Here is a 20,473-nt window from a genome sequence, read left to right as displayed (position 1 = left end):
AAACCTCATGTTTTCTTGTCTTAATTAAGGTGTCGCAAATGTCACCAAAGTAATAGTTTGATAAAAGTATTCAAAAGTATAATTGTTGAATATTGGAATTAAATCATAATTTGATCGTGTTTTGTACAGCCGTTAGCTCGGTAGTAATAACTGAGGTGAAATTGTGGCCGCCATCGCAGCAAATTATCTGGACAACTTTTTCTCTAATAAGAGCAACGCTTTCATAGTCGCGTTTTTAATGATGTTGGGGAGTTGGACTTTATCCTTTACATCGGCAGCGCATTTGGGCCTTGCACTGAGCTCTGCCTGTGTGGTTTTTCTTTTATTTGTATTACTGAAGGTGACAAATGGAAGCCAGACATCAGAAACTTCCGGCGCTAACCATTTTGCAGTGCAACATTCCACATCCCCCGCTACTTTTTCAGACACAGATGCTATGTCTATTGCAATATCTGAGGCTAGCGACATATTGTCGGTCTCCTCATCTAACCTTGGTGATATTTTTTCTACGCAAAGCGATGCGGTGGGTACGTTAAGCGAATCGTTCATTTCACTTCAAACATTACTGGGGCAACAGGAAACGAGTATCAATAATCTGCTAAACGATGATGAAAATAGTGACTGTGCCTACGCCGACAAAATGCGCACATTTGCCTCTGATACAGACGCTACGCTAACCCAATTTATCGCTTCGACCAGCGAGATGACAGACTCTACAAGAGCGTTAGAAACCCAGGTCCAAACCATCCAACAGGCAATGCCTACTGTCATCGAAGCACTAAGTGGGATTGATGATATTTCCTCTCAGACAAACTTGCTGGCCTTGAATGCGGCCATTGAAGCGGCGCGTGCAGGTGAGGCCGGCCGAGGATTTGCCGTTGTTGCTGATGAGGTTCGTGCGCTTTCTACCCGTTCTACACAATTTAGCGACGTAATAAAAACCCAAATAGAAAACATTCGGTCACTTATCGACAAACTTACCGAAACTGCTGAAGTTGTTGCTTCTCAGGATATTTCTCACGTTGTTAATGCAAAAGATGCGATTAGCGAACAGCTTAAAGGGATCATAAAAAAAGCAGAAGCAGACATACAAGGTGCTAGTGAGCTCGAGGCTATTCGGCAACAGTTGGCTGATGCAACAGCAGCGGCAATAAGAGGTTTACAGTTTGGTGATATTAACGGGCAAAACCTTACGTATACCCGTGAAATCATCGAATTCGTTATAGAACAGCTGTCAACGCTGAGCCCTGAAAGCGCAAGCCGAGTGCGAGAAAACCTAGAAAACTACCAACATTCGTTGACAGAAAAAGGCCAAGCGGATCACAACCCAGTTTCTGCCACTTCCATGGATGCAGGCGACGTCGAACTTTTTTAGCAGCAAGAAAAACATCTAGAAAGCAACGTAAGAACAATTTTGACAATTCAAAAGGTGATGGAATTATGAGCAAAAGCATATTGATTGTTGACGATTCAGTATCTATTCGTCAGATGGTTGAAATGACCCTTAAGTCAGCGAACTACAACGTTACTACAGCACAAGACGGCCAGGATGCTTTAGACAAATGTCAGGGTGCTCGATTTGATTTCGTACTTACCGATCAAAACATGCCTCGCATGGATGGATTGACGCTAATCAAATCGCTAAGAGGGTTAGCTAATTTTCGCTCGACGCCAATTGTGATGCTCACCACAGAGGCAGGCGATGATATGAAGGCCAAAGGTAAGGCGGCGGGGGCTACAGGGTGGATGGTCAAGCCCTTTGATCCAAACAAGCTGTTAGATGTGATGAAGCGAGTGTTGGGCTAATCGAACATCGGTTTTAATAGGGCAAGCGGGAGTCAATCATGACCATTGATGTAAACCAGTTCCACGGTGTGTTTTTTGATGAGAGTGACGAACACCTTCAAGACATGGAGCAGTTGCTCATGACTTTGGATGTGGACGCTCCCGACCCCGAAGAGTTGAACAGTATCTTTAGGGCAGCACATTCCATAAAAGGCGGTAGCGGAATCTTTGGCTTCGACGCTTTAATGAATCTTACTCATGTTATGGAGAACCTGCTTGATAAGGCGCGTAACCAAGAAATCCAAGTTACGTCTGATATTGTTGATATCTTTCTTCAAACCCTCGATGTGCTCAAAGACACCTTGTCTGCTTACAAAGAGCAAACAGAACTTCCTCAAGAACAAATTGATGCCAGTATTAAAGTACTCGAAGAGACACTTGCGAGCGCATCAGGCCAGTCTGTGCAAGAAGCTCAGGGTTCTTGCGAACAACACGCCGAAGATGAAGTCAACGAGATTGAGGGGTTCGGGTTCTTTGATGAGGATGAGTCTGAAGCTCAAGCGCAAAGTGAAAATAGCGCAGGCGATATCGAAGGTTTTGGGCTCTTTGACGATGAAGCGACATCTAGCGACGCACAGGCTGACGCAGAAACAAACCGTGACACCAGCAAGGTTGATGAAGGCTTCGGTTTCTTTGAACCAGAAAATCTTCCCGTAAAAACAGAGGTCACCCAGTCGGCCATCCCTAAACAGCCGATTGTGAAACCGGTAAAAACTAAGCCAAAAGCGGCAACAAAAGAAGCCGCATCAATTCGGGTAGACACTACCAAGATTGATGCAATGGTTAACTTAGTCGGTGAACTCGTTATTACGCAATCCATGCTTTCTAACGTAGGTCAAGAAGTTGAAGGGCAAGTAGGTGAACGCCTGCAGCTAGCAATAGATGAGTTACAGCGCAATACCCGTGAAATTCAAGAATCGGTGATGTCCATGCGTATGCTACCGGTGAATATGACGTTTAACCGCTTCCCTCGCGTGGTACGTGATTTGTCATCGAAGCTAGGCAAAAAAGTGGATCTGGTGATTCAAGGGGGAAACACTGAAATTGATAAAAGCCTTATTGAAAAATTAGTCGACCCGCTCACTCATTTAGTCAGAAACAGTATTGACCATGGTATCGAAAGCCCTGAAAAGCGCCTTGAAGCAGGTAAATCGGAAAACGGTACGGTTATTTTAAGTGCAGAACAGAAAGGCAGCAGCATCATCATCGGTATTATTGATGACGGTGCAGGCCTAAACAAAGCACGTATTTTAGAGAAAGCCACGCAAAACGGCTTGGCAGTTACGCCAGACATGCCAGACAGCGAAATTTGGCAGCTTATATTCCAAGCGGGTTTTTCTACCGCAGCTGAGGTTACCGATGTGTCCGGCCGTGGCGTCGGTATGGATGTAGTTCGCAGAAACATAGAATCGATTGGCGGACGCATTGAAATTGAATCGTCGCAAGGCGAGGGATCAGCGTTTTACATCCACTTACCGCTTACATTGGCCATTGTAGACGGCATGTGCGTGTCGGTCGGCGACCAAATTTTTGTTATTCCACTGCTCAATGTTATCGAATCCTTCCAGCCCACGGCTTCCCAAGTGAAAACACTTGGCAATGATAAAGTGCTGTGGATTAGAGACCAGTACTGGCCACTGGTGTCGCTTACCCAGTTAATGCAAGTCGATGACGGCATCACTGAGCCAACCAAAGGCATCGTCGTGCTACTAGAAAGCAGCAAGAAACGCTATGGCGTGCTGGTGGACTCTTTGGTAGGTCAACAACAAGTCGTCATCAAGAGCTTAGAACAACATTACAAAAAAGTCGCAGGGATTGCCGGTGCCACCATTATGGGGGATGGCAAGGTAGCCATGATTTTGGATGCCGACTCGGTAGCGGCAAACTGTACCACCATTCCAAATGAAGAGGTTTCACTATGAGCGAAGCAGCCCTACAGCAAGCCGTCAGTGCGTCGAAAGAGAATGAATTTTTAAGTTTCGTGTTGGGCGAAGAACACTACGCCCTAGATATCACAACGGTGAAAGAAATTCGAGGCTACGAGCAAGTCACCAAGATCGCTAACGCACCAAGCTTTATTAAAGGAGTAATTAATCTGCGTGGCGACATTGTGCCTATTGTGGATCTGCGCATTAAGTTCAACGTCGGTGAAGCCACCTACAACGACTTTACTATCGTCATCATGCTAAACGTCCACGACCGGATTGTTGGGATTGTCGTTGACGGGGTGTCTGACGTAATTCGCCTATCCGAAGAAGACATGTTGCCGCCACCAGAGTTCGGGGTTGCGTTTGATAGCAAATACCTTCACGGGTTGGCAGATGTTGAAGAGCATATGGTGATTCTAGTGAATATTGAGAGCTTAATTACAAGTAATGAATTGGGCTTAGTTGAAACAAAAACACAAGTGGTTGAGGGTTGAAACAATGGGGATTATGACGTGGTTGGAAGACTTCACCAAAGCAACGGATGTAAACCAAGCATTGAGAAACAAGCAGGCGCTTGATGCTACAACCTGCTGCATCATGATGGCCGATGCCGATAGAAACATCATCTATGCTAATCAGTCTGTGAAAACATTGCTTAAAGAGAATGAAAAGAAATTACAGGCTGTTCTTCCCAGTTTTTCTGCTGACAACCTGGAAGGTCAGAATATCGATCAGTTTCACCGTAACCCGTCTCATCAGCGCAATATTCTAGCTGAACTGAAGTCAACGATGACTTCTACAATTAGTATTGGCGATTTGAACTTCAAACTCACGCTTACGCCCTTTTTCGACCAAGACAACAAAAATATAGGCACTATGGTTGAGTGGGTCGACCAGTCTGAGTTACTGATAAAAAGTGCCATGTTAGATACGCTAAACAAAGCTCAGGCTGTTATCGAATTTAATGCTGATGGTGTTATCCAAAATGCAAACGACAACTTTCTGAATGCGCTTGGCTATAGCCTTAACGAAATTTTAGGCAATCATCACAAAATGTTCTGCGATAACCATTACATCCGCTCTGAAGAGTACGCGCAGTTTTGGCGTGACCTAAAATCGGGCAAGCCGCAAAGCGGTGAGTTTTGCCGTTTTGACAAAATGGGCAAAGAGATTTGGATCCAAGCCACTTATAACCCTGTTCTTGATGGCGAAGGTAAGGTTATTCGCGTTGTTAAATTCGCTACAGATATTACAGCAACAAAGTTGCGCAATGCCTACTTCGAAGGACAAATAAACGCAATTAACAAAGCTCAAGCGGTTATTGAATTCGACCTTGAAGGAAAAATTCTGAACGCCAACGAAAATTTCATCAATACGGTTGGCTACAGTCTTGATGAGATTGTAGGCAAACATCACAGCATGTTTGTAGATGATGATTACAAGCGTAGCGTTGAATATAGCCAGTTTTGGGAACAGTTACGCCAAGGCGTGCAGTTCACCGACGAGTTTAAGCGCGTGGGCAAGGGCGGTAAAGAGGTGTGGATCCAGGCATCTTATAACCCTATTTTGGATCAAAACGGCAGACCCCATCGCGTAGTGAAATATGCCATTGATATCACGGGTAGAAAGCAAGCTATAAGCGATATCAAAAAAGCCATGGGTGAACTGGTTCAGGGGAATTTAGATTGTCGTATCGAGCATGAGTTTGACGGTGAGTTTAAAGAGCTTGGCACATCAATCAACCGCTTTATAGATGACATGCGCCGTATTATCGGTTCTATCAGCGATGTGATGACCCGTTTATCTGGAGGTGACTTAACTGCTGAACTTGATGAGCAGTTTGAAGGCGAATTCCAAGTATTGGGCGATGCTATAAATCAGTTTGTTGGCGAAATGTCTGGCACTATTGGTTCCATCTACCAAGCAGTAGAAACCATTAATACTGCTTCATCTGAAATAGCCACAGGAAACTCTGATCTTTCAAGTCGCACTGAACAGCAGGCGTCAAGCCTAGAAGAAACGGCGTCGAGTATGGAAGAGCTTACCGGTACAGTAAAACTCAACGCTGAAAACGCGGAACAAGCCAACAGTTTAGCGTCACAAAGCTGTGAAATAGCGTCGCGTGGCGGTGAATTAATCCGTCAGGTCGTCGACACTATGTCGTCAATCAACGAGTCGGCACAAGAGATCTCAGACATTATCGGTGTAATCGACGGCATTGCATTTCAAACCAACATTCTTGCGCTAAATGCCGCTGTAGAAGCAGCAAGAGCGGGGGAGCAGGGACGCGGCTTTGCCGTTGTTGCGTCAGAAGTACGAAGCCTGGCTCAGCGCTCTGCTGAAGCGGCAAAAGAAATTAAGGAGCTTATTTCAGACTCGGTGAGCAAAATTGATGGGGGCAATAAACTCGTCAATCAGTCTGGTGAGACAATGGAAGAGGTGGTGACCTCTATCAAGCGGGTAAACGACATAATGTCGGAAATTGCGGCGGCGAGTTCTGAACAGGCTTCAGGCATCGAAGAGGTGAGTAAAGCGGTAGTACAAATGGATGAAATGACGCAGCAAAACGCAGCGCTGGTAGAAGAAGCGGCGGCGGCTGCAGAAAGCTTACAGCAGCAAGCGGGCAATTTATCTGAACGTGTATCGACATTTAACATTGGTGGTAAAGCGGATATTGAAGAAGCTAAACCGCAAAAAAAGCCTCATGTATTAACAGATAAAAAAGTGGCTTCAGTGTCCATGCTAAAAACAAATAAGAAGTTAGCTCCAAAAGTGCCAAACAATGACGAATGGGAGTCTTTTTAGTTAACGAAAGGCGAATTCTCAAAAAGGGAATTCGCCTTTTTTATTACTTAAAATTTTATTCAGCGCTTCAGCACGTAGCGCTACAAAAAATAGGTGATGTTATGGGTGTTTTTAATATATTTCACAATGAAGAGTTGGTTGCTGCGCAAAGTCTTTCACGCTTTCAAGAGCAAGCATTAAGTGAAAGCACTGCATGCTTAATGTTGGTCGATGCAGAAGGCACAATTACGTTTGCTAATAAAGCATTCAAACAGCTTGCGGCAGAATATGAAGCGCAGTTTTCACGCTCGCTTCCTAACATCAACCTTCAAAATTTTACCGGCACCTCGATTGCAGGCTTCTTCGCAAATAGCAGTGACTTAAGTCAGCGGTATAACACCTGTAATAGTAGCGATACCTTTCTACTGCCTGTAGGCGACTTACTTTTTACATTGAACCTGACCACGATAAAAAGCGTGGAGGGTGAGAAGCTTGGCACAATGGTGGAGTGGATAAACGATCAAGAGTTACAGCATAAGTCGGGCGTGCTTGATGGGCTGGACCGTTGCCAAGCCATTATTTCATTTACACCGGAAGGTATTGTCGAAGATGCCAACGACAACTTTCTTAAAGTAACGGGTTATTCAAAAGAGGATATTGTAGGAAAGCATCACCGCCTATTCGTATTGCCAGATTATGGCGTGTCTAACGAATACAACCAGTTTTGGGAAGGGCTGAGAAATGGCGAACGCAGTAGCGGTGAGTATTGCCGCGTAGCAAAAAACGGAGACAAAATTTGGATCCAAGCTTCTTACAATCCTATCTATGACAAATTAGGTAATATTGTACGCGTTGTTAAATTTGCTACCGACATCACAGCGCAAAAGCGTAAGAACGCAGATTATGAAGGTCAGATTAACGCCATCGATAAATCGTTAGCTGTCATCGAGTTTGACTTAGATGGAGTGATTCAACACGCTAACGAAAACTTTTGTGCTACTACAGGCTATGACTTGAGTGAAATTCAAGGTCAACATCATAGTATGTTTGTTGAGCCCAATTACAAAATGAGCCCCGAATATGCGGCATTTTGGCGTGATTTGAAAAAGGGTGAATTTAAGTCAGGCGAGTTTAAGCGAGTAAAAAAAGACGGTAGCGAGCTTTGGATCCAGGCGTCTTACAACCCTATTTTTGACGAGTTCGGTCAGCCCCAGAAAGTGGTGAAGTACGCATCCGATGTCACTGAACAAAAACTGCAGAATGCATTTAACACAGGTCAAATAGATGCGATAAGTAAATCGCAAGCCGTCATCGAATTTTACCCCAACGGCAATATTGTGACCGCAAACGATAATTTCTTGGCCACGGTTGGGTATGCACTAGATGAGATCCAAGGAAAGCACCACAGAATTTTTGTCACTAAACAGGAACGTGAATCTGAAGAATATCGCACCTTTTGGAAGAAGTTGTCAGAAGGCCAGTTTTATTCTGGTGAATTTCATCGTGTTGCTAAAGATGGTTCAGACGTATGGATTCAAGCAACCTACAACCCCATTTTAGATATGAGTGGCAATGTAGTAAAAGTGGTGAAATACGCTAGCAACATTACCGAACAAAAAGTAAGAAATGCTTATTTTGAAGGGCAGTTAGCCGCCATTGGTAAGTCACAAGCGGTCATAGAATTCAATATGGACGGCATTATTCAGGATGCCAATGAAAACTTTTTAAATACGGTGGGCTACACCTTAGAAGAAATTAAAGGTAAGCACCACAGCATGTTTGTCGACCCAACTTACCGCGCAAGCCCAGAATACGCCGCATTTTGGGATGCGCTGCGTAGCGGCACTTATTCATCTGGTGAGTATCGTAGAGTCGGTAAAAACGGTAAAGAAATCTTTATCCAAGCTACCTACAACCCTATCTTGGACCACAATGGCAAGCCATTCCGCGTCGTCAAATTTGCTACCGATATTACCGGCCGAACTCAAGCAGTAGAGGAAATTAAGCATGTAATGACCAAGCTTACAGAGGGCGATCTCACCGTTAATATCGACCACGCGCTAGACGGAGATTTTGCTGTCTTGGGTGAAGCAATCAACCAATTCATTAATGAAATGCGCGGTACGATCACCAGCATTAATGAAGCGGTAGAAACCATTAATGTTGCATCGGGCGAGATTGCGACTGGAAATGCCGACTTATCAAGCCGCACAGAGCAACAAGCTTCAAGTCTTGAAGAAACAGCGTCGAGCATGGAAGAGCTAACTGGAACCGTTAAGCTTAACGCCGAGAATGCCGAGCAAGCCAATGGCCTTGCAGCGCAGGCAAGCCAAATAGCGTCCCAGGGGGGAGAGGTTATCAGTGAAGTTGTTGATACCATGACACAAATAAATGACTCTGCTCAGGAAATCTCAGACATTATCGGTGTTATCGACGGTATTGCTTTCCAAACTAACATACTGGCGTTAAACGCCGCCGTAGAAGCTGCGCGAGCAGGGGAGCAGGGGCGTGGTTTTGCCGTTGTGGCCTCTGAAGTGCGTAACTTAGCGCAGCGTTCTGCAGAAGCCGCAAAAGACATTAAAGAGCTTATTTCTGACTCGGTGAGTAAAATTGCAAGCGGTAATCAGCTGGTAGTGAAATCCGGTGAGACCATGGCTGAAGTGGTGACCTCTATTAAACGAGTGAACGACATAATGTCAGAAATTGCTGCGGCGTCTGCCGAGCAGGCCGCTGGCATTGAAGAGGTGAGTAAAGCCGTAATTCAAATGGATGAAATGACTCAGCAAAACGCCGCGCTGGTGGAAGAGGCTGCGGCAGCGGCTGATAGCCTCAAGCAGCAGTCATTACAGTTAAATGAACGGGTTTCTGTCTTTGAAGTAGGCAAGGGGCTAAGCAGTGACCAGCAGCACGTCGCGGCACTGACTCATGGTAATTTTCGTCAACCTCAGCGCCTACCGACAGCACAGGTGCAGCGTACGCCTCAGGCTAAGGCACTCACGCCTGCTATGCCTGACGAAGCCGAGTGGGAATCATTCTGATGACTACGGTTGTTTCAAAACAAGACAGCACTAGGGAGTTCGCCTTTGAAAAGGCGGACTTCAAAAACGTGCAGCAAATGTTGTTCAAAAAAGCAGGGATCAACTTATCTGACGCGAAAGAAGCGATGGTGTATAGCAGGCTTGCACGTAGGATAAGGGCAAGAAATCTGCGTAGCTTTAATGACTACCTAGCTTTAGTCAACAAGTCGGAATCGGAGTTAGAGCAGTTCATCAATGCGTTAACCACGAATCTAACGTCCTTTTTTCGAGAGCCGCACCATTTTACTGCGCTGGCTGATTATCTTAGTCAGCATAACGTTACTAACATTTGGTGCGCTGCCAGCTCAACCGGCGAAGAGCCTTACTCAATCGCTATGGTAGTGGCTGAAGCGTACGGCAGTTTTAAAACGCAGGTAAAGATCATTGCGTCCGACATAGACAGTAAAGTTCTGGCTAAAGCTAAGGCTGGCGTTTACCCCTTAGCCTCTATTGCGAAAATTCCTCTGCACCGACAAAAGCAGTTCTTCCACAAAGGAAAAGGGGCTAACGAAGGCAAAGTAAAAGTGGTGGATGAGCTTCGTAACATGGTGCAGTTCAAAAAACTGAATCTGACCGATGCTAAATGGGACGTTAAGGGGCCGCTTGACGTTATATTCTGCCGAAATGTGATGATTTATTTTGATAAGCCAACGCAGCTAAAAGTATTGCAAAAAATGGTCGGCATGTTGAAGCCATCGGGATTATATATGGCCGGACATTCTGAAAATTTCAATATGTATACTAATCTTGTGAGACCGGTGGGGAAAACCATTTATCGCCCCGTCGATTAGGAGAGACAGTGGCGTCGCCCAATTTTGAACAGCCTATAAGCTACTACGACAAGCGTTTTTCTATAGAAGCGGTAAAGCTGTTACCTGGACAGTTCTTTGTAACCTCTCAGGACAAAATGTTGGTCACGGTACTCGGTTCGTGCGTTGCAGCGTGTTTGTTCGACCCTACTACGGGAATAGGCGGTATGAATCATTTTATGCTGCCAAGTGTGAATAAGTCGGCTGGCGAATTTGAGAAAGCGCAGGGAATGGCAGCAAAGTATGGTGTGCATGCAATGGAAATTCTAATTAACGAACTTGTTAAAGTAGGCGCAAAAAAAGAACGACTCAAAGCAAAAGTCTTTGGAGGAGGGAAGGTTGTGCCCTCTTTCGTTCAAAATGATGTGGGTAAATTTAATGCTGAATTTGTAACCCAGTTCTTAGAAATCGAGGGCATACCAATTTTAGCGAGCGACTTGTGTGATATGTACGCTCGTAAAGTGTACTTTTTTCCAAGTAACGGCAAGGTGTTGATGAAGCGCATTCACGAGCTAAACAACGCAACCATTATAGAGCGAGAAAGCCAGCACCGCTGGGAGCTATCAAAGCAAGCGCCAAGCGGCAGTGTAGATTTATTTGAGGACTAGTCATGACAATAAAAGTGTTGGTAGTTGATGATTCAGCGCTTATTCGCCAAATACTCAGCGAAATAATTAAAAGTGAGCCAGACATGGCATTAGTAGGTGCCGCACCAGATGCGTTTGTCGCCAAAAAGCTGGTACTCGAAAAGTCGCCCGATGTAATTACACTAGATATTGAGATGCCAAAAGTAGATGGCTTACGGTTTCTAGAGGTGCTAATGAATGCTAAGCCAACCCCGGTGGTAATGATTTCAACACTGACAGAAAAAGGAGCTGACGCCACCTTACGCTCACTGGAACTAGGGGCAATAGATTTTGTTGCCAAACCTAAAATTGGCGTGGCACAAGGTATGGCGGAATATCACGAATTAATTGTTGATAAAATTCGTACTGCCGCACGCTCAAAAGTAAAGAAAGCGTCGCCTGCTAAGGCTACCTCTGTAAATAAAGTCAGTTACTCAGGTACAGAAAAGCTCATTGCTATAGGCGCATCGACTGGCGGTACCGAAGCCATAAAAGAGGTGCTGCGAACCTTCCCTGCTAACGCGCCTGCCACGGTGATCACTCAGCACATGCCTGCTGGGTTTACGTCTACCTATGCACGTCGGTTAGACTCTGTCTGTCAAATGCAGGTTAAAGAAGCTAAAGGCGGAGAGCGTTTACTACCAGGACAGGCGTATCTTGCACCAGGCGATAAGCACATGGAAATTGAAAGAAGCGGTGCTGACTACCGTATTAGATTGACCGACGGTGCTCGTGTGTCGGGACATAAGCCTTCAGTGGACGTGCTATTTAATTCTATATGCAAAAGTGCTGGCAGCAATGCATTAGGGGTTTTGCTTACCGGTATGGGCAGTGATGGCGCTAGTGGTCTACACGAAATGTTTAACGCCGGCTGTGAAACATTTTGCCAAGATGAAGCAAGCTGCATTGTTTTTGGTATGCCCAAAGTTGCCATTGAAAAAGGGGCAGCGAAGCGCGTAGTGAGCTTAGATGATATGGGCAGAAGCGTCATGCAAACAGTAGAGAAGCTTTCGGCTGGTAGTCGTTTGTAAGTGTAGTGAGTAAATACTTACAAAATGCAATTTCTGTCCTAAAACCTGTAAAAGGTTTGTTATAACTTTTCTTGTTCCAGCAAAGCTAAGGTGTTTTAATAGCTACGCTTAATAGTGGGTAATGCTGCTACAGAATGCTGTTGCTGTAGCCGATACTATGGATAGGCTCACTATTTAGTGCGTAAAAATATAAAAATCGATACGTAAGTGACATGGTAAGGTAAATCATTGTCGACATAATAATATAAAAGACAATGGCTTATGTGTGTTAGCAAAAGCAAGGTAGGCGAAGTTTTATTACTGAGTATGTTTTGTAGTACCTAACTAGAATAAAAGGTCTGCTATATTTCTTACAGATTTTAGAGCAAATATATGCTCATTCTTACGGTATGACACTAACCCGGGATTATAACGAGTAGTTGGGGACTCTTATGAAACAGCAAACGCTTATAGCAGTATCAGCTTTAATGTTTTCTTCTTCTGTTTTGGCTAATGGCGGCTTTGAACCGAATAAGAAAGCATGCGTGAACGTCGGAAAAGAAATCACTCGCGTAAGCACTGAAATGGACGCAGCTAAGTCAGGTATTCAGAAGTCATGGCTTAAGCGTCAATTAAGCGCACTAGAAACGAAACGCAATTCTTGTAGCACTCAAGGTTTTAAACCAAACCAGCCAGAGCTAGCAAAAGTTTAAACATGTTGTACTTCGCATGAAAAAAGTCTTACCACGGTAAGACTTTTTTGTTTGTGCTTGAGTAACTTTTATTACGTTGCAATTTAAAAAGCGGCGCGGCAGTAACCGCCGTTCATGCTTTCATCAAGCTGAATCATTGCGATCTTATTACTGCGATAAGTTCGGTAAGCGAACCAATACTATGATCAGGTGCGAGTCCCAACGGGTACATCATTTTGCCCGGGCGCTCTACAAATGTGGTTTGCATACCTGTCGCTTTAGCACCACTCACATCCCATCCGTGTGCAGCCACCATCATGGCGTCTTTGTTCTTTACGTTAGCCTGTTGGCAGGCCCAGTGATAAACCGCAGCATGTGGTTTGTAGGTACGTACACTTTCCACACTTAATACATGGGAAAAATAGGGCTTAATATTGGCAAACTCAAGCTGTGCGTCTAGTCCGGCTTTAGATGAGTTTGAAAGGGCGACCAAGGTTACACCAGCACTTTGAAGCGCCTTTAATGTAGGAACAACATCGTCGTGCGCTGGCAATCGGGTAATATGCTGTTTGATGATATCTTTTGCGGTAGCCTCATCAACAGATATATCCTTACTGTGAGCTACCATGGTAAGCACTGCGGCTCCAATATCAATGAAATCGTGAAACTGTCCAGACGCAACATCCACTAAACTGTGATGCAATAAGTTAGCAAACCATAAGTCTACCAGTGTCTCATCGCCGTTTAGCACCGACGCTAAGCCTGTTTTTATGGCCTGCATGTCTAGTAGTGTTTCATTAATATCGAAGAAAATAACCTTTGGCGTCACGATTCACCTTCCTATAGTTGATGATAGTAAACGGTACGTTTCGTTTTTAGCTTGTTCGTTGCATATACCACTGTAAAACAGAATTGGTTTTGCTAAAGCACAGTACGACCAATGTCGATGAATTAACGCTGACAGGATATAAGAAGAATCTCACAAGAAAGGGGGCAAGAAAAGGCTGCAATAGCGTCATAAACCCTGAACGAAATATATTGAGAGAAACGAACAACAAAAAGCCGGCACTAAGGCCGGCTTTATTTTTAGGTGTTGCGCTTTTTGTTCTTAGAAGAACAAGTAAGAAACGCTAAGCTTCATGCTACGAGGCATAATGTAGCGGCCGTTTGGTGAATCTGGATTACGCGGGTCACCCTCGGTAATACCTTGTTCGTCAGTCAGGTTATCAACAGAGAACTGAAGGCGAAGTGACTCAGTTGGCTCTAGCGTTAAACCTACATCAACTTTCTCGTAGCCCTCTAGTACAACCGTGTTTTCGTTGTTACCAAAGCGATCATCAACCGCTGATAGTGTTCCGTATACCGTGGCATACATATCGCCGATATCGAAGCCATAGCTAGGCGTTACACGTACCTGCCAACCCGGCTGGCGCTGAGATTCATTGCCTTCGTTATTGGCGCTGGCAGTAATTTCAGTTTCTTGGATAGTCGCATTAACGCTTAATGAGAAGCCTGAATCGTGGCTATAGCGACCATCAAGTTCTAAACCGTACGCTTCGTTAGTAAGAATTTCAGCCGGCGCACCCGGACGGCGTACAAACGTATCGCCTTTTACTTCGTTAGCGAATGCAGTTGCAAAGAACTGAATGCTGTCATTCATGAACTTATAACCAAGTTCACCCTGAGTAACTTCTTTAATTAGGTCGTTACCACCAGTGTAAGCACCCCAGTTGTCTCTGAAATCGTCGAAGTAAGGCATTTTATAGCCTCGGTTCATGCGAACGAATACACCGCTAGTGTCATTTAGCGCGTAGTTTGCACCTACTGTCCACGACGTTTTGGTTTCATCGTACTCAAGTGCTTTAGTTATTTTGCCGTCAAGATCTTCATCTACCGAATAGTTCACTTCGTGATTTTCACGGCGTAGCCCTAAGTCGATGCTCAGGTCTGTGGTTGCGTACCACGTACCCGTTGCATAAAGTGCGAACGTGCTTGCATCACCTACAGAGCTGATGTCGTAGTTCCAATCGCAGCCTTGTGCGTCGGTGTTACATTCGATCCCGTCTAGCAATTCGCCGCCTGGCTGCAACACGTGGTAAGCCGTGTTACCAATGCTCCACCAGTCATTAGCTTTGGTTGATGCACTGTAAATACCAAATGATGTATCGAAGTCTTCCCAGCTTTTCGACACAGCAAGGTCGTTAGTGAAAGCTTCAATATCTTTAAGTACTACCCAACGGCCGATTTGCTGAATAGGCGTATCACCGTCATACACTGTGCCAGTTACTGCGCCAGTGGCTGATTCGCCATTGTCGGCAACATTTGCAACGGTAGTTGCAGAACCATTCGGTACAAGACCAAAAGTATTGGCTTCACCTTTGGTAAGGTTAAAGCGGTCAACTAGCTGCCAGTCGTTGCCTAAGTCAAGCTTAATGCTACCGCCACTTACGTGACCGTCCCATCCACGACCTTCGCCAAAGTCGAATGACTCAGTGGTATCATTAGGGCCATACGTAATGGTGCCTTGGCGATTCAATGGACCAATTTGCGTATAGTTTGCGTCGATACCTTCAACGTTTAAAGGTGTAGGTAAGTACCAAGTACCGCGATCGTCAGTTTGACGGGTATAAAGGTTAAGCTCGCCTTTTTCGAAAACTTTAGTGATGTTTACGGTGAACTGGTTACCCTGCTCAGAGTTAAAGCCGGCATCACGAATACCTTCTGAGCTCTTAATGTAGCCACCTACCATGTAGTACAAGTCATCATCTAGTGCGCCGCTCGCGACAACATCTACGCGGTTAAGACCGTAGTCAGAAATAGTGTACTTGGCTGACGCTTCTGTCGACTCGCCACCACGTTTAAGGCGGAAGTTTGTTGTAAGGCCTGGTTGACCGTTGCTCACTACTGGGTTTGGACCACCGCGTAAACCTTCAACCATTTCAATGGTATCGTCTATGCGAAACAGCTGAGAGTTCTCAAGGAAAGATAGCGTAGGCGCAGGGTAGATAGGAGAGTTCTCAAGCGCAATCGTTAAGAACGGCGCATCGCCACCACCTGGGAAACCACGTACAAATACGTTCGCGCCCGACTCACCGCCTGAGCTTTCAACCCAAACACCTGGAATGGCTTTAAACAAATCGGCCGTAGACTTAGGTGCCAATTTTTCAATGTCGCTAGCGTCGATGTTGGTTACCGCGAAGCTTGCGTCAATCTTTCTAATCCCTGCGCCGCCTGGCGTACCGCTGACAACAATGATCTCTGCGTTGTCTTTCGCTTGTTGTTTTACGTCTTCTTGTGCCATGGCAGGCTGCGTTAGTGCTACCGCTACTGCACTCGCCAGCATTCCTTTTGTAAACAACGTTTTCATGGTGTGTGCTCCCGAAAATGTTCTATTGCGTTGTTAACTGAATGCGTTAAACAGGTTTAAAAATTGTTATACGCATCACGATTGCGAAACAAAATAGATCTGTTTGCAAACGATTGCAAGAATAAAATGCAATCGTTTGCAAATTTTTTGTTTATTGTTGTTAACATGGTTTTACGCCAAGACGATTCGCGCTATATTGTGAATTCGGCTGTAGAGTCGACGATTTATCCGGTTTAGGTAGCGGTTTTACGCTTATATTTTGTAGTGCTATCACGGGTAACCCGATATACCGAAAATTATTAGAGAATGGTCACATTGGTTTCTGAAACAAAACTCACCTTAGCGAAGCTGGCTGATATTGCTGGTGTATCAACATCGACAGCATCACGGGCACTGAAAGACAACCCGCTTATTAAGCAGGAAACCCGAAGCAGAATTCAGGCACTAGCTAAAGAGCACAATTTTAGTATTAACGCGGCCGCTAGCCGCTTAAGAACGCAGAAAACTCACGTGATAGCGGTGATTCTAAATCTAATCGACAACACCGAACAAAGCACCACAGACCCATTCCTGCTTAAGCTGGTGGGAGAGCTAAATCAGGCGCTAAATGCCAAAGGCTACGAGCTACTGCTGTCTAACTCATTTATGGCATCTGACGATTGGGCGAACTACTTTATTCGTAGCCAGCGTGCCGACGGCATTATTGTCATTGGACAAGGCAAATCTACGGCCAAAATCGACCGAGCGGCACAGTCGGGCATTCCCATTGTAGTGTGGGGCGATGCGAAAACAGAAGCGCCGTATCCTATCATTGGCGGCGACAACTATCTTGGCGGCTACACGGCAACCCAGCATTTGCTAAGCCACGGCGCTAAACGCATCTTGTTTTTAGGTGACTCTGAGCACGCTGAAATGCAAGAGCGCCACAAAGGGTATGCGCAGGCACATAAAGACGCTAACGTGCCAATAGATGCGCAGTGCACTTGCGCTATAGACATTACCTCTAAAGCGGCTTACCAATATATTAACGAGCGCATAAAAGCGAATGGCTTAGACTTCGACGGGATCGTATGCGTAAGCGACATGGTAGCGTTGGGCGCATTGAAAGCGCTTAAAGAGCGCTACGTTGGTATTCCAAGCGATGTTGGCATAGTGGGGTACGACGATATTTCACTTGCTGAACTCATGCACCCGTCGTTAACAACAGTGCGTCAGAATACTCAGCAAGCCGCAATAGAGATGGTTACGCAGCTATTAAACCAGTTTGAAAACAAACCTACAGAAAGCCAGGTAGTGGAAACAACCTTAATTGCCCGTCGCTCTACGCAGCACAGCGACTAATATTTCGCTTTTTTATCAGCTTTTTACTGCATAAACGCTATTATTTAACGGTAACAGGGTGTCGATATTAAGCTCTAACGAAAAAATAATAGTGTTTTGCAAACGTTTGCATTTTTATTTTCTTACGACTACACTCCTGCATAATTCAGTTAACAGAGTGTTTACACATGTCTCGATTCATGGTCATTGCAGCCATTGCCATTAGCTACTACGTATTTGCCATACTACTTAACAGTGTGGGTACTGTTATTCTGCAATCGATCAATAGCTTCGACATTAGTAAGCCAGAGGCAAGCACATTAGAAGGCTTTAAAGACCTTTCTATTGCTGCTGTCTCGTTCCTAGTGGCCAGCTTCATTCCAAGAGTTGGCTACAAGCTTTCAATGCTACTTGGGTTAGCATTAGTGGCCGTTGCCTGTGCGCTGACGCCTTCTATCGCAAGTTTCTGGTTCATTAAAGTGTTGTTTGCCTGCATAGGTACTGCATTTGCGCTAGTGAAAGTGTCGGTGTACGCCATTATTGGTCAGCTGTCGTCTACCACTAAAGCGCACTCATCGTTAATGAACACCATTGAAGGTATTTTTATGTTGGGCGTGTTGTCTGGCTACTGGGTGTTCGCTGGGTTTATCGACCCCAATAACGACGCTTCTTTATCTTGGCTGAACGTTTACTACTTACTAGCTGCGCTGGTTGGTTTTACGTTAATCGTTGTGGCATTGGCGCCTATAAAGCCTGTGGAAAAAGCGCAATCAGAAGGCCTTGCAAGCGAGTTCTTCAGCATGCTGAAATTGGCCTATAAGCCGATAGTGCTGGTGTTTATCTTCTCTATTTTCTTATACGTGTTAATAGAGCAGGGCATAGGTTCGTGGCTGCCAACTTTTAACAAAGAGGTGCTGGGCTTACCTACTCAAGTCAGCATTCAAATAACCAGTATCTTTGCGATAGCGCTGGCCGTTGGGCGCTTAACTGCGGGCGCAGTACTTACGCGAATGAACTGGTATCCCTTCTTAAATATCTGTTTGGCGGGTATGGCTACGGTAATGCTACTAAGCTTACCGCTTGCCGAAAACGTGGCTGACAGCACAATAGCCAGCTGGGTTGATGCACCAATAGCTGCGTTCCTTATTCCATTAATTGGATTGATGATGGCGCCTATTTACCCCGTATTAAACTCGGTAATGCTAACCGCGCTACCTCAACATCAACATGCACCTATGACAGGGCTAATTGTTGTATTTTCGGCTCTTGGGGGAACCACTGGTTCTATTGTGACTGGATTTATTTTCGACGCAGTAGGGGGCCAACAAGCATTTTATCTATCGCTTATTCCAATCGGTGCATTAGTGGTAACCCTATTCTTCTTTAAACGAGCGTCTTCTTCTCTATCGCCTAAAGGTGCGCAGTAACTATGAGTTCTTCTTCACACAACTGGCGCGACAGCTTGTCGTTTTTTGCCAGCGACCTGTTTAAACATGTGCAAATGGCACAGCTATTCCCAGACAGCAAAACCTTCGCTGACGCTATTGTTAAAACCGATCTCAATACCGTTTTAGCGGCCTATGAACAAGCGTGTTTAGATGCTGAGAAAAGCGGCGAAGCAGTAGACTTAGCTACGTTTGTTAATACCCATTTCGATATTCCAGAAATGATTAGCGCAACATCGCAAACCAAGTTTGAAAATGTGGCCGATTATATTGAGCATATGTGGCAGGTGCTAACGCGTACCCCCGACACTGAGCAGAAAGACAGCTTGATAGCGCTAACCCGCCCATACATAGTGCCGGGTGGACGCTTTCGCGAAATCTATTACTGGGATACATATTTTACCGCGTTGGGTCTAATTGACGCGGGGCGCACCGACATGGCAATTAACATGTTGGTGAACTTTGTAGATATTTTAAATGAAGTAGGCTGCATTCCTAATGGCAACCGCGCCTATTACTACTCTCGCAGTCAGCCTCCTATTTTGGCGTTGTTTTATAATTTGCTTAAAGACGCATTAAGCGACCAGCAAAAAGAATACGTTATCTGGGGCTTAAAGAAAGAATACCAGTTTTGGATGAATGAAGCGGGCGAGAACGCGTTACAGAAGGGCGTAGCACAACTGCGCACGGTTACCATGCCGTGTGGCGCTACACTTAATCGTTACTTCGACACCGAGCCTACGCCTCGCCCTGAGTCTTATCGAGAAGACATAGAAACAGCAGAGCACATAGGCGCTGACAAAAGTCAGTTTTACCAGCATGTTCGCGCGGCTTGCGAATCGGGTTGGGACTTTAGTTCGCGCTGGCTAGCTAATCCCAATTCACTAGCAAGTATTCGTACAACTGAAATAATTCCCGTAGATTTAAATGCGCTTTTAGTAACGCTTGAACAGACTTTGGCAAGCGTGACTAAAGGTGCCGAGCAAGCGCGCTACAGTGCGGCATCTACAGCGCGAATTAACGCAATAAACACCTATTTGTTTAATGCTGAAAAGGCAGGCTATTTTGACTATCACTTCCCCACACAAACTCAAACCGATGTAGTGTCAGCGGCTATGTGTGTGCCGTTGTTCGTTGGTATCGCAAATGAACAACAGGCAGAGGGAGTGCGGGCTGCGGTAATGAACACCTTGCTAAAAGAAGGTGGCGTGGTAACTACTTCAAACGCGACGTCGCAACAATGGGATGCGCCAAATGGCTGGGCACCGCTTCAACTGTTTGCCGTTGAAGGGCTGCGCAACTATGGGTTTGAAATGCAGGCTCAAACCATCATGCTGCGCTTTTGTAAAACCATTGAGCGTCACTTTGCATCAAGCGGTGTGCTACTTGAAAAGTACAATGTGTGTGAACCGGAAATAAAAGCAGGCGGCGGTGAATACGACGTTCAGCTAGGTTTCGGGTGGACCAATGGCGTGTATACCCGTTTTCAGACATATCTGAACCAGTAAACAAGCTTCGGTTAAAACAAAAACGCGCGGTACCGTAACAACGGGCCGCGCGTTTTTTGGTA

15 protein-coding genes are annotated in these 20,473 nt (G+C 45.3%); 13 read left to right on the top strand and 2 right to left on the bottom strand.

Annotation, left to right across the window (positions count from 1 at the left end; all coding sequences use genetic code 11):
* Positions 1 to 163: 163 nt before the first annotated feature.
* The 10 genes from RJ41_RS19460 to RJ41_RS03890 all read left to right on the top strand — a co-directional run bounded on the left by RJ41_RS19460 (position 164) and on the right by RJ41_RS03890 (position 12,792).
* Positions 164 to 1,375, top strand: coding sequence for a methyl-accepting chemotaxis protein (locus RJ41_RS19460; protein ID WP_039217228.1), 1,212 nt, complete (start codon positions 164 to 166; stop codon positions 1,373 to 1,375).
* Positions 1,376 to 1,440: 65 nt separating this feature from the next.
* On the top strand, positions 1,441 to 1,806 hold the full coding sequence (locus tag RJ41_RS03930) for a response regulator (protein WP_039217225.1): 366 nt from the start codon (positions 1,441 to 1,443) through the stop codon (positions 1,804 to 1,806).
* 38 nt (positions 1,807 to 1,844) lie between these two features.
* Positions 1,845 to 3,767: a chemotaxis protein CheA gene (locus RJ41_RS03925; RefSeq protein WP_039217222.1), complete on the top strand. Its 1,923-nt coding sequence runs from the start codon at positions 1,845 to 1,847 to the stop codon at positions 3,765 to 3,767.
* Positions 3,764 to 4,267 (top strand): chemotaxis protein CheW, encoded by a 504-nt coding sequence (locus RJ41_RS03920; protein ID WP_039217220.1) that lies wholly within the window; start codon positions 3,764 to 3,766, stop codon positions 4,265 to 4,267. The genes RJ41_RS03925 and RJ41_RS03920 overlap by 4 nt, the downstream gene beginning before the upstream one ends.
* 4 nt (positions 4,268 to 4,271) lie before the next feature.
* Positions 4,272 to 6,578, top strand: a complete 2,307-nt coding sequence (locus RJ41_RS03915; protein WP_039217217.1) for a methyl-accepting chemotaxis protein — start codon at positions 4,272 to 4,274, stop codon at positions 6,576 to 6,578.
* A gap of 101 nt (positions 6,579 to 6,679) precedes the next feature.
* Positions 6,680 to 9,595, top strand: coding sequence for a methyl-accepting chemotaxis protein (locus RJ41_RS19455; RefSeq protein WP_039217411.1), 2,916 nt, complete (start codon positions 6,680 to 6,682; stop codon positions 9,593 to 9,595).
* Positions 9,595 to 10,425 (top strand): CheR family methyltransferase, encoded by an 831-nt coding sequence (locus tag RJ41_RS03905; protein ID WP_039217215.1) that lies wholly within the window; start codon positions 9,595 to 9,597, stop codon positions 10,423 to 10,425. Before RJ41_RS19455 ends, RJ41_RS03905 begins: the two co-directional genes overlap by 1 nt.
* Before the next feature lie 8 nt (positions 10,426 to 10,433).
* Positions 10,434 to 11,051, top strand: a complete 618-nt coding sequence (cheD, locus tag RJ41_RS03900; RefSeq protein WP_039217214.1) for a chemoreceptor glutamine deamidase CheD — start codon at positions 10,434 to 10,436, stop codon at positions 11,049 to 11,051.
* 2 nt (positions 11,052 to 11,053) lie between these two features.
* The gene (locus RJ41_RS03895; protein ID WP_039217211.1) at positions 11,054 to 12,100 is read left to right on the top strand and encodes a protein-glutamate methylesterase/protein-glutamine glutaminase; all 1,047 of its coding nucleotides are present in this window, start codon (positions 11,054 to 11,056) and stop codon (positions 12,098 to 12,100) included.
* Positions 12,101 to 12,531: 431 nt separating this feature from the next.
* Entirely contained in the window at positions 12,532 to 12,792 is a 261-nt protein-coding gene (locus tag RJ41_RS03890) for a hypothetical protein (RefSeq protein ID WP_014947949.1), read from the top strand.
* A 133-nt stretch (positions 12,793 to 12,925) separates the two neighbouring features.
* On the opposite strand, the gene RJ41_RS03885 is transcribed toward RJ41_RS03890, so the two are convergent.
* Positions 12,926 to 13,600 (bottom strand): haloacid dehalogenase type II, encoded by a 675-nt coding sequence (locus tag RJ41_RS03885; protein WP_039217207.1) that lies wholly within the window; start codon positions 13,598 to 13,600, stop codon positions 12,926 to 12,928.
* Positions 13,601 to 13,879: 279 nt separating this feature from the next.
* Positions 13,880 to 16,138, bottom strand: coding sequence for a TonB-dependent receptor (locus tag RJ41_RS03880; RefSeq protein WP_039217204.1), 2,259 nt, complete (start codon positions 16,136 to 16,138; stop codon positions 13,880 to 13,882).
* A 306-nt stretch (positions 16,139 to 16,444) separates the two neighbouring features.
* On the opposite strand from RJ41_RS03880, the gene RJ41_RS03875 reads away from it, so the two are divergent.
* The 3 genes from RJ41_RS03875 (at position 16,445) to RJ41_RS03865 (ending at position 20,411) form a co-directional block, all read left to right on the top strand.
* Positions 16,445 to 17,479 (top strand): LacI family DNA-binding transcriptional regulator, encoded by a 1,035-nt coding sequence (locus RJ41_RS03875; protein WP_039217201.1) that lies wholly within the window; start codon positions 16,445 to 16,447, stop codon positions 17,477 to 17,479.
* Positions 17,480 to 17,646: 167 nt separating this feature from the next.
* Positions 17,647 to 18,885, top strand: coding sequence for an MFS transporter (locus RJ41_RS03870; protein WP_240485724.1), 1,239 nt, complete (start codon positions 17,647 to 17,649; stop codon positions 18,883 to 18,885).
* Between the two features lie 2 nt (positions 18,886 to 18,887).
* Positions 18,888 to 20,411, top strand: a complete 1,524-nt coding sequence (locus RJ41_RS03865; RefSeq protein WP_039217198.1) for a trehalase family glycosidase — start codon at positions 18,888 to 18,890, stop codon at positions 20,409 to 20,411.
* The last annotated feature ends 62 nt before the right edge of the window (positions 20,412 to 20,473 follow it).

Source organism: Alteromonas marina, assembly GCF_000808575.1.
Classification (GTDB): domain Bacteria; phylum Pseudomonadota; class Gammaproteobacteria; order Enterobacterales; family Alteromonadaceae; genus Alteromonas; species Alteromonas marina_A.
The sequence above is the reverse complement of the archived record's forward strand: the minus strand, read 5'-3'. Positions and strand labels throughout refer to the sequence as shown.